The following is a 9,486-nucleotide window of genomic DNA, read 5'->3' on the forward strand; positions in this document are numbered from 1 at the left end:
AACACCCATGGCCCGCTACAGTTACCGCGCCATCAACGCCCTGGGCGATGTGGTCAAGGGCGAGCTCAGCGCCCTGCACCTGCCCGACATGCAGGCCCAGCTCAAGGCGGCGGGCTTGTCGCTGATCAGCTCCAAGGAAGTCAAGCGCCGGGTCATCAAGCTCTCGGGGCTGCCCCAGCGCGAGCTGATCAACCTGCTGTTCCACATGCAAATGCTGTTGCGTGCGGGCGTGCCCATCGTGTCTGCCCTGGAAGATTTGCGCGACGGGGCCGACAGCGTGGAGCTGCGCCAGGTGGCCGCCAGCCTGATCGACCGCATCCAGAACGGCAGCACCCTGGCCGATGCCATGGCCGCCGACCCCGGCATTTTTGCCGAGGTGGTGGTGCACCTGATCCGCTCGGGCGAAGTCACCGGGCAGCTGCCCGAGGTGCTGGAGGCCTTGGTGCGCTCCCTCAAATGGCAGGCCGAGCTGGCCGCCCAAACCAAAAAACTGCTCATGTACCCGGCCTTCGTCACCATCACCATTTCGGGGGTGGTGGTGTTCCTGATGGTGTACCTGGTGCCCCAGTTGGTCGGCTTCATCGTCAACATGGGGCAGGAAGTGCCCCTCAACACCCGCGCGCTCATCTGGCTGTCCAACGCGTTCGTCAACTACTGGTGGCTTATCCTGCCCGCGCCGGTGGTGTTGGGTTTGGCCGTATCGATTGCAGCCCGAACGAGTGAGCGGCTGCGTTTCCGGTTGCACCAGGCCTTGCTGGACTTGCCCGGTGTGGGGCCGGTGATCAAAAAAATCATCCTGGCCCGGCTGGCCGACAGCTTCGGGCTGATGTACCGCACCGGCATTCCCGTGATCGAAGCCCTGGGCTACTGCGAAAAACTCAGCGGCAGCCTGCCCATCCAGCGTGCGGTGGCCCGGGTGCGCGAACGCATTGCCACCGGCACCCCCATCAGCGATGCGTTTGCGGTTGAAAACCTCTTCCCTTCGCTGGTGGTGCGCATGCTCAAGGTGGGCGAGGCCACGGGCGCGCTGGACGATGCCCTGGCCAATGTCAGCTACTTTTTCAACCGCGACATTGAGGAGTCCATTGGCCGGGTGCAGGCGCTCATCGAACCCGTGCTCACCGTCACGCTGGGGTTGATTCTGGGCTGGATCATGCTGGCCGTGATGGGCCCGATTTACGACACCATTTCCAAAATCAAGGCATGAAGCTGCGATGAAGCTGCGCATTCCGTCACCGCTGAAAGCCTCTTCTGCCACCCAGGCGTCGTCTGCCGCAGGCGTGTTGCTGGTGCAGCCCCTGCAGTCGCAATGGCTCAGCGCCGCCGGGCAGCCCTTGCCGGAGCCCCCGCCGGCAGAACAACCCACGCGCGTGGTGGCCGACCTGATTGAAGAAACCCATGTGCAGGTGGACGTGCCCGCCCTCATGGGCTCCGACCGCACCGGCTTCATTCAGCAGCAGATGCAAACCCTGCTGCCCGATGTGCCCCTGCGCGCCACCTGGCAAACCGCGGCCAGCCAGCCTTTGCTGCCCAAGGCGTTTCAGATTCACGCGGTGGGTGTGGCGTCGCAAACCTTGCAAACCGCTCTCGACCAGGCCGTGGCCCAGAAGCGCCCGGTGCAAGGGGTGTGGTCGCTGAGCTACCTCATGGCGCAGTGGGCCGGCAAGCAGCCCAGCCTGAAACCCGTCGCCTGGCTGCTGTTGTGCCTGAGCTTGCCGCACGGTTTGCGCATGGTGTTGCTCAAGCAAGGCGTGCCGGTGTTTTCGCGCCTGCTGCTCGACCTCGATCCCCAGCAGCAAGCCATCGAAATCAGCCTTACCCTGAAGTACCTGATCGACAACCGCATGCTTGACCGTGGCGCGCAGCCCGGCATCGTGCTCATGCAGCCCAGCACCGGTCTGGCCGAGGCCCTGCAAGAGGAGGGTGTGGGCGTGCTGCCACCGGTGCTGGCCCAGTCGGCCCACGGCGTGCTGGCCGATGTGCTGGCGCTGGCCGGCAGCAAAACGCCGGGCCAACTGGCCCCAGCTCCCGTGCGCCGGTATTTTTTGGCCTACCAGGCGCGCCAAGGGCTGGTGCTCGCCACCGCTGTGCTGGCGCTGGGCGGTTTGTGGATGGTGGTCGGCCAGGCCCAGGCCGTCATGGACCAGATGGACCAAACCCGACAATGGCAGCAACAGGCCAACAACATGACGCAAAGCGCGCAATCCATCCAGCAAAGCATTGCCGCCAGCGGTGTGGACACCAGCCTCATGCGCCTGGCCATTGAGGTGAAGCAGCGCGAACTGCAGGCCGGCATTGACCAGCCGGCGGCCTTGATGCGCCTGGGCCAGTTGATGCAGGCCCAGCCGCAGGCCGAACTGCTGCGCTCCGAACTGTCGCTGGTGCCCAGCGCCTGTGGCGGCGCGCAACCCGCAAGCGGGGCGGCTCCCTTTCAGCCCCCCCCCGCCGATGGGCAGGCAGGAGCCGAGACCGCCCAGGTGGAGTGGCAATTTGAAATCCGCCCCGCCATCGGCCTTTCGCCCCGCACCCGCCAGCAGGTGCTCGACGCGCTGGGCAAAGCCGTGCGCGACTGGCCCGATTGGCAGGTGCGCCAAGACCCTGTGCAATCGGCCAGCGGTGCCGTCATCGCCAGCAACCAGGCCGGTGGTGGGCCGGGCGCCGAGTGGCGTTGGTGCCTGTCGCCAGCGCCCCCACCACCGGAACAACCCTCATGAACGTGTTGTGGCCCCTGCTGCTGCCGCTGCTGCGGCCCTTGCTCATCAAACTGGGTGCCCTGCTGGGTGTGCTGGTTCTGGTTTGGGGTGGCCTGTATGCGCTGCAGCAATCCCTGTTGCCCGACTGGCAACAGGCGCAAGGCCAGCAGCAAGCCGCCCAGGCCCTGCTGGCCGAAGCCCAGGCCGACCAGATCGATCTGGACACCCACCGCCGCACCTACGAACAGCTCAAAGCCAGCGGCCTGCTGGGTGGCGAGCCCCGCGCCGTGTGGGTCGAAGACCTGCTGCGCACCTCTGCCAGCCTGGGCTTGCAGGCCCAGGTCAGCTTCACCCTGGGCAGCCCCCAAGCCGTTGAACTGCCGCAGGCCCAGGCCATCGGAGCCCGCGTGACCCGCCACACCCTGGACTACACCATGACCGGTGTGCACGAACTCGAGGTGTTGCAACTCACCGACCAATACATGCAGGCGCACCAGGGCGTGGCCCGGCTGATGGGCTGCGCGCTGGAGCAACCCACCCCCGAAGGCCTGGGCGCCCGCTGCCGTGTCAACTTTTTGCACATTGAACCGCCCGCCACCCCCAGCCACAATGCGGGCAACTGAGCTCCACCCCATGCGTCCGTTTCTTGCCACCCCACCCCGGTCTGGTCACAGGCCCCACTGGCCCGCCTGCGCGGTGCTGGTGGCCGGGTGTGTGCTGGGTGGCATGGCCAGCGCTGCTCCCTCCACCCCCAACATGGCCGAAGCCGCCACCCTGTGGCCGCGCCTGTTCTACACCCCCGCCCAGCGCGCCGCCATCGTGCGTGCGCGCTACGCGGGCGACGCCGCACCGGCTCCCGACGCCGTGGGCCTCAGCCCCGAACAACCACCGCCCCCTTTGACCACCTTCGTGTTGCAAGGCCTGTCCCAAGGCAGCCAGGGCGCCAGTGCCTGGATCAACGGCCTGACGCTGCGCCACGGCGACGTGCTGGGCGGTCGCACCATCCTCATCGAACAACAGAGCGTGCGCCTGCGCCAACAAGGCCTGCCCGATCTGGTGCTGCGGCCCGGCCAGGCCAGCCTGGACCCCGACCAGCCGGTGGTGGACGTGGTGCCTGCGGGCACTTTCAGAAAAAAATAAGGCCTTCGTGCGGGTCGCCATCGGCACAAACAGCATTCAAATGAAACCCATGAACCCAAGCACCGTTCCGTCAACAAACCACGCCCGGCGCCAGCAAGGTTTCTCGCTGGTGGAACTGGCCATGGTGCTGCTGGTGGTGGGTTTGCTGGCGGCCCTGTTCTTGCCCGCCACCAGCACCATGATGGACAACAACCGCCGCAACGAAACCCGCACCAAGCTGGAGGCGCTGGAAGCGGCCATGACCCGGTTTGTGATGACGAACCAGAGACTGCCTTGTCCGGCGGATGGCAGTTTGGGGCCTAGCGATGCCGACTATGGACGTGAGTTGCGCACAGCTGCCACGGGTTTGTGTACGGCACTCTCCACAGGCGTGGTGCCCTGGGTGACATTGGGTGTGAGCCAGACGGATGCATTGGACGCGTGGAACTCGGTCATCACTTACCGGGTGCGTGGTGACTTGCCTTCGGCAGCCACAAGCCTTGGTCTGACATTGGATGCCGCATTGGATATGACTGTGTGCGATGTAGCAGGAACGAGCGCTGCTGTGGCACAGTCGTTGGGCGTAACTCCTCACAACAGGCTGGGCTGTAATCCAGCCTGTGTTTCACCGTCCCCTCCAGCTGCAAGTTGTACGCCGCCCAATTTATGGTTGGCAGATCGGGGTTTGCGGGTGGATGCTGACGCCGCTGGAACCATATTGATGAATCCAGCGAGCCCGGCACTTACAGGGGCGGCTTACTTGCTTATCAGCCATGGGAGCAACAAAGCTGGAGGCTACAACGTGAATGGAGGGGTTCCTCAGCCCGCAAACGGCCCTGGTCCTGGCACATTGGAACTTCAAAATGCCAACAACACAGCATTGCGCTTGCCCCCTGATTTTTATATTGATACCGATCTGAACGAAACCCCCGATGTCAATTCCTATTACGACGACATCGTGCTACGGCCCACGGTGATGAAAGTGGTTTTGGACGCAGGCCTCGGACCACGTAGCCACTAAGGTAAGAAGTCAAGCTATGCGCCACCTCCCACCCATGCCGCCTTGCCCTCCACCGCCAGGCTTCCCGCAGCGCGGTGCCATCGTCATGCCCATGATCGTGACGGTCTTGGTCCTGGGTGCCTCCACACTGGCTTTGCAAGCCGCCAAACAAACCCGAAGGCCATTGGCCGAGTTGCGAACGACCGAGCAACGGTTGGACCGGATTGAGCAAGCGCTTAGGGCCTATGTACTGATTCATCAGGAACTGCCTTGTGCTGCTGATGGCACGCTAGATATCGGGCTGGCTGATCCAATTTCTGGAGCTTGCAATACGCCCGGTGGCACGGTGCCGTGGGCTACATTGGGTTTGCAAAAAGACGATGCCTTGGATGCGTGGAGCCGGAAAATTTCTTACCGGATTTTTGCTGGTAACACCCCATTGCCACCTGTGCCACCAGGGTTGCAAGTCAATGATTCAGGTTCGTCTGAGGCTGATTTGGCTTGGGTTTTGATCAGTCACGGCCCCACAGGTTATGGTGCTTGGTTGTTGAAAGGAAATTCAACTTTTCCTGCACAGCGGATGCCGTTGCCCTCTGGTGTGGCCGTCCCTCCTTTCGATCCGGATGAACACAGCAATACGCAATCCGACCCGATAGCAACGATCTTTGTAAAAAAACCTTTCAACACAGTTGATTTGCTGCCTACGCAGGTGGCCTTCTTTGACGATGTGGTGCGTTACAAAACCTTGAAAAAGTTGGCAGCTGAAACGGGGTTGCCGGGTATTGATCCAACTACAGGACCACCGCCTCCACCACCGCCTCCACCACCGCCTCCACCTCCACCTCCACCTCCACCTCCACCTCCACCTCCACCTCCACCTCCACCTCCACCTCCACCTCCACCTCCACCTCCACCTCCACCCGATGTTGTGGATGTGGTGCTTGATCCGAGCATCACGCCCGTCATTGACACCAAGGGCAATGGGTCTGGTGTGTCCACCATCAACATCGATGGTGGTGCGCTGCTCGGCAACATCCGCATTGCCGCCACCGGCGGAGACATCAGCACCGACGGTGCCTACCAAGCCCTGGGTGTGTGCAGCACCGGATGCGGTGCAGGCAACGACAGCGCGCGAGCCATGGACTCTTCTGAGTCGATCAGCTTTGGGTTGACCGACGCAGGCAAAACCGCCCAAAGTTTCGCGCTGGGGCTGCTGGGGATAAACACCTCTACGGTGGCTGTGTCTATCACCTACAGGCTCAACGGTGTTTTTGTCTCCAACGAGATCCGGTCCGTCAGTGTGTCCACCGCGTTGCCGTCCAGCCCACAACTGACCAGCTTGGCACCCAGCCCGGCTCAGTTGTTCGACGAGGTGGTCTTTCGGCCCAGCGGTACAAGCCGATTTTTCTTGTCCAGCTTCCGGTTTTGTGCCAGCAGCACCACATGCAACTGAACGCGTATGAACCCAACGAAGCCAACTGCTGCGCGCTGTGCCGCTTCGCTTTAGGAGCAGGCAGTTCATGAAATCCGACTTCCACCAAACCGACTTTGCCGAGACCACCTTCGGGCAAGTCGCCAAGCGGCGCAAGTCCAAGCGCCGTGGGCAGCAGATCGCGGGTGTTCTCATGCTGATGGCCGGATACATGAGCCTGGCGGTCACGGCAGACACCGATTCCGGGTGGCTGTTGATTCGTGTGGTGGGGGGCTTTGCCTTGCTGTTTGCGGGTTTTGCGGTGGCTATCGGCCCCCTCATTTCCTCCATTTTGGGCACCCATGACCAAGACTGAGGGCATGCCTGCGGCCAAAGCCACCCAGCCTTTTCCCCTGCTCTGGGTGGAGGACGATCCGGCACTCTCTGCCTGGCTGGCCGACTCGCTGGCCGACGATGGCTGGCAGGTGCTGGTGGCCCACGACCGGCTGCAGGCCCTGCAGGCGCTGGAGCCGGCCGTGCCCAAAAACCAGGCCTGCGTGGCCATTCTGGACATGGGTTTGCCGCCCAGCCCCAGCCTGCCGGAAGAAGGCTTGAAGCTGCTGGCCCACCTGGTGCGCGAATGGCCGCTGCTCAAGGCCATTGTGTTGACCGGGCAGCACGACCAGGCCGTGGGCCAGCAGGCGGTGCGGCTGGGCGCGTTCGACTTTTTGGCCAAGCCCGTCAGCCTGCAAACCCTGCGCCAGGCCCTGCAGCGGGCCAGCTGGTTTGCCCTGCGCGACCAGGAGCTTTTGGCGCAGGGCAGCTTGCACCTGTCGCTCTCGGCCCAGCTGAACGAAGGCCCGCGCGAAGTGGGCGATGGCGTGGCCGAGCAGCTCATTCGCCACGTGCTCAACATCTGCGGCTTCAACGTGACCGTGGCCGCGCGCACCCTGGGGCTGGAGCGTGAGCAGCTGTATTACCACATGAAAAAATTCGGTATTCAGCGCCCACCGGGGGCGGCCGAGGCGGCGGCCGACGCACCCGGCAAGCGCGCATGAGCCTGCTGCCGTTGCTGTTTGTGGGGCTGGGCGTGGTGCTGCTGCTGGCGGCCTGGGCCGTGTGGCACCAGGGGCGGCGCATCCGCGAATGCGTGCGCGATTTGCTGGCCCTGCCCGATGACATGCACCCCATGGACTGGCCCCAACGCGCCAGCACCGTGCTGCGCCGGGCGGGCATTGGCGGCATGGCCTGGCGCGGCCAATGGTTCGGCGACCCGGTGCAAGGCCATTGGGGCCAGCCCGCCCAGCCCGACTGGACCCACCTCAGCCTGGATGCCGGCCCCGACTGCCGCATTGAACTGAGCTGGGCCGGCCTGGCCCGCACCAACGAGGCCAAGGCCCTGGCGCTGGTGGTGGTGGACGTGTTTGTGCAAAGCTGGTTGTCGCGCATGCGCGAGCGCACCCAGGCGGTGGCGGTGGCGCTGGCCCAGCGCGCCCATGTGCATTTGTACTGGCAGCACGACATGCGCAACCTGGCCCAGTGGGTGGGCCTCATGGCCGACGAGTTCGGCTCGGCCAGCCCCGAGAAATTGCCCCGGCTGGCCCAACGCCTGCAGCAACAGGCCCCGCTGGTGCTGGCCAAGGCGAAAAAGCTGCTGGAAGCCACCCAGGCCGGTGCACCCCTGGCGCCACCGCCTTCGCCAGCGTTTTCGCCTGTGTTTTCACCGCCACCCGCGCCCATGCCATCACCGCCGAGCCCTGAGCCGGGCCGGGCTGCCCAAGCAGAACCGCCCCCGGTGCCGCCCGTGCCGGACCCGCAGCCCACGGTTCCGGTGCTCGGTGTGGTGGCCGGCGCGGCCCAGCTGGCCGGTTTGTCGTTGCAGTGCGAGCCTGCCCACGGCACCTCGCTCACCACCCCGCACACCACAGCGCTGCACGCCCGCGCGCTGGAGCGCACGCTGGACAACATTTTTTCCAACATCGCCCGCGACGGCGGCGCCCGGGTGCAGGGCCGGGCGCTGCGCCTCACCTGGGCCGTGCAGGGCGAGCAGTTTCAGGCCCGCCTGCTCACCCCGCACCTGTCCACCCCCTGGCCCGAGCGCCCGTTTGAGCCCATGCAGACCCACACCGGCACCGGTTCCGGTTTGGGCCTGTACCAGGCCCGCCGCAGCCTGCGCGATGTGGGTGGAGATTTGACAGCCCAGCCCACCCCCGAGGGCATTGCCTTTGAGTGGCGTGTGGCCTTGTGCGCACAGCGTCAAATTTTTTGACATGACCACAGCACCCAATCGGTGCACAATGACCAACGAAAGGTGACCAAGGGGGTTGCCTGAATGCTGAAAAGGTATTTTTATGAAATCCAAATCACTGCGCAGTTCCCGCAAGGGCCAAGCCGGCTTCACGCTGGTTGAAATCGCCATCGTCCTCGTCATCATCGGTCTGCTGCTGGGCGGCGTGCTGAAGGGCCAAGAGCTGATTGAGCAGTCGAAGATCAAACGTGCGGTGAATGACTTCAACAACATTTCTGCTGCGTTTTCCACTTACCAAGACCGTTACAAGGCACTGCCTGGTGATGATCTGAATGCAGCAACACGTTGGACCACCATCATTGGTGGCGCTAACCCTGCCACTTCCGGTAATGGTGACAACATCATGACTGCAACCTTGGCGCAGGTATTCACTGGTGGGGTTGGTAACGAAGGCGGCTTGGCTTGGCAGCATCTGCGTGCATCCGGTCTGGTGTCTGGCGACATGGGCACCGCTGTTACATCCACCACGCCAGAGCAAACACCTTTCAACTCCAGTTACGGTTTTGGCGTGAGCGCTACCGCTTTTGCTTTGGGCATTGCCCCGACCTTCTGCGCCAGCCTGCCACCGAAGGCCGCTGAGCAGTTGGACCGTCAGTTGGATGATGGTCGCCCAGGTACCGGCAAAATCCGCGCTGGCGTTGCTACCGCTGTCAAGAACACTGCGCCTGTTGCTGGTGCGCAAGGCGCTGCAGCCGTATATGTTGACGATGCAGCTTTGCCATGGGTCACGGTGTGTAAACAACTGTGATGACCTGTCGCACTTGTTGTGCGTAAAAAAACCGCCTTCGGGCGGTTTTTTTATGGTGCGCCCAGCATGGGCGCACTCCTGCGGGTGCAAGTCCCGCCGCAAGTTGACCAAGACGAGCGAAGCGAAGCGCAACCGCATGAGGGCGACCGAGTGTGGGAAGGAAGCGTGGAGCGCAAATCATGAGCCGATGGACAAGAACCACATAGA

The 9,486-nt window shown here is 63.6% G+C and carries 11 protein-coding genes; 10 read left to right on the forward strand and 1 reads right to left on the reverse strand.

From position 1 onward, the window contains the following. Positions 1-7 precede the first annotated feature (7 nt). Genes Q7J58_RS00915 through Q7J58_RS00935 form a run of 5 tightly spaced genes read left to right on the forward strand, consistent with a single transcriptional unit; the run spans position 8 to position 4,833 of the window. The gene (locus Q7J58_RS00915; protein WP_304822095.1) at positions 8-1,207 is read left to right on the forward strand and encodes a type II secretion system F family protein; all 1,200 of its coding nucleotides are present in this window, start codon (positions 8-10) and stop codon (positions 1,205-1,207) included. A gap of 7 nt (positions 1,208-1,214) precedes the next feature. Then, positions 1,215-2,714 carry a hypothetical protein gene (locus tag Q7J58_RS00920; protein ID WP_304822098.1) on the forward strand — a complete coding sequence of 500 codons (1,500 nt, stop codon included), beginning with the start codon at positions 1,215-1,217 and terminating at the stop codon, positions 2,712-2,714. Further along, on the forward strand, positions 2,711-3,316 hold the full coding sequence (locus Q7J58_RS00925) for a hypothetical protein (RefSeq protein WP_304822100.1): 606 nt from the start codon (positions 2,711-2,713) through the stop codon (positions 3,314-3,316). Before Q7J58_RS00920 ends, Q7J58_RS00925 begins: the two co-directional genes overlap by 4 nt. A 10-nt stretch (positions 3,317-3,326) precedes the next feature. Further along, the gene (locus Q7J58_RS00930; RefSeq protein ID WP_304822103.1) at positions 3,327-3,833 is read left to right on the forward strand and encodes a hypothetical protein; all 507 of its coding nucleotides are present in this window, start codon (positions 3,327-3,329) and stop codon (positions 3,831-3,833) included. A gap of 49 nt (positions 3,834-3,882) precedes the next feature. Beyond that, on the forward strand, positions 3,883-4,833 hold the full coding sequence (locus tag Q7J58_RS00935) for a prepilin-type N-terminal cleavage/methylation domain-containing protein (RefSeq protein WP_304822106.1): 951 nt from the start codon (positions 3,883-3,885) through the stop codon (positions 4,831-4,833). A gap of 770 nt (positions 4,834-5,603) precedes the next feature. Here Q7J58_RS00935 and Q7J58_RS00940 read toward each other — a convergent pair. Beyond that, entirely contained in the window at positions 5,604-5,732 is a 129-nt protein-coding gene (locus tag Q7J58_RS00940; RefSeq protein ID WP_304822108.1) for a hypothetical protein, read from the reverse strand. An 8-nt stretch (positions 5,733-5,740) separates the two neighbouring features. Here Q7J58_RS00940 and Q7J58_RS00945 point away from each other — a divergent pair, with 8 nt between their 5' ends. The 5 genes from Q7J58_RS00945 to Q7J58_RS00965 all read left to right on the forward strand — a co-directional run bounded on the left by Q7J58_RS00945 (position 5,741) and on the right by Q7J58_RS00965 (position 9,279). Continuing rightward, a complete protein-coding gene (locus tag Q7J58_RS00945; RefSeq protein ID WP_304822110.1) occupies positions 5,741-6,265 on the forward strand; it encodes a hypothetical protein in 525 nt (174 codons plus the stop codon). 67 nt (positions 6,266-6,332) lie between these two features. Then, positions 6,333-6,599, forward strand: coding sequence for a hypothetical protein (locus tag Q7J58_RS00950; protein ID WP_304822112.1), 267 nt, complete (start codon positions 6,333-6,335; stop codon positions 6,597-6,599). After that, entirely contained in the window at positions 6,586-7,281 is a 696-nt protein-coding gene (locus Q7J58_RS00955) for a response regulator (RefSeq protein WP_304822115.1), read from the forward strand. The genes Q7J58_RS00950 and Q7J58_RS00955 overlap by 14 nt, the downstream gene beginning before the upstream one ends. Further along, on the forward strand, positions 7,278-8,492 hold the full coding sequence (locus Q7J58_RS00960) for an ATP-binding protein (protein WP_304822117.1): 1,215 nt from the start codon (positions 7,278-7,280) through the stop codon (positions 8,490-8,492). Before Q7J58_RS00955 ends, Q7J58_RS00960 begins: the two co-directional genes overlap by 4 nt. A gap of 82 nt (positions 8,493-8,574) precedes the next feature. Further along, positions 8,575-9,279, forward strand: a complete 705-nt coding sequence (locus tag Q7J58_RS00965) for a prepilin-type N-terminal cleavage/methylation domain-containing protein (RefSeq protein ID WP_304822120.1) — start codon at positions 8,575-8,577, stop codon at positions 9,277-9,279. Positions 9,280-9,486: the final 207 nt, after the last annotated feature.

Source organism: Hydrogenophaga sp. (assembly GCF_030656115.1).
GTDB lineage: Bacteria > Pseudomonadota > Gammaproteobacteria > Burkholderiales > Burkholderiaceae_C > Hydrogenophaga.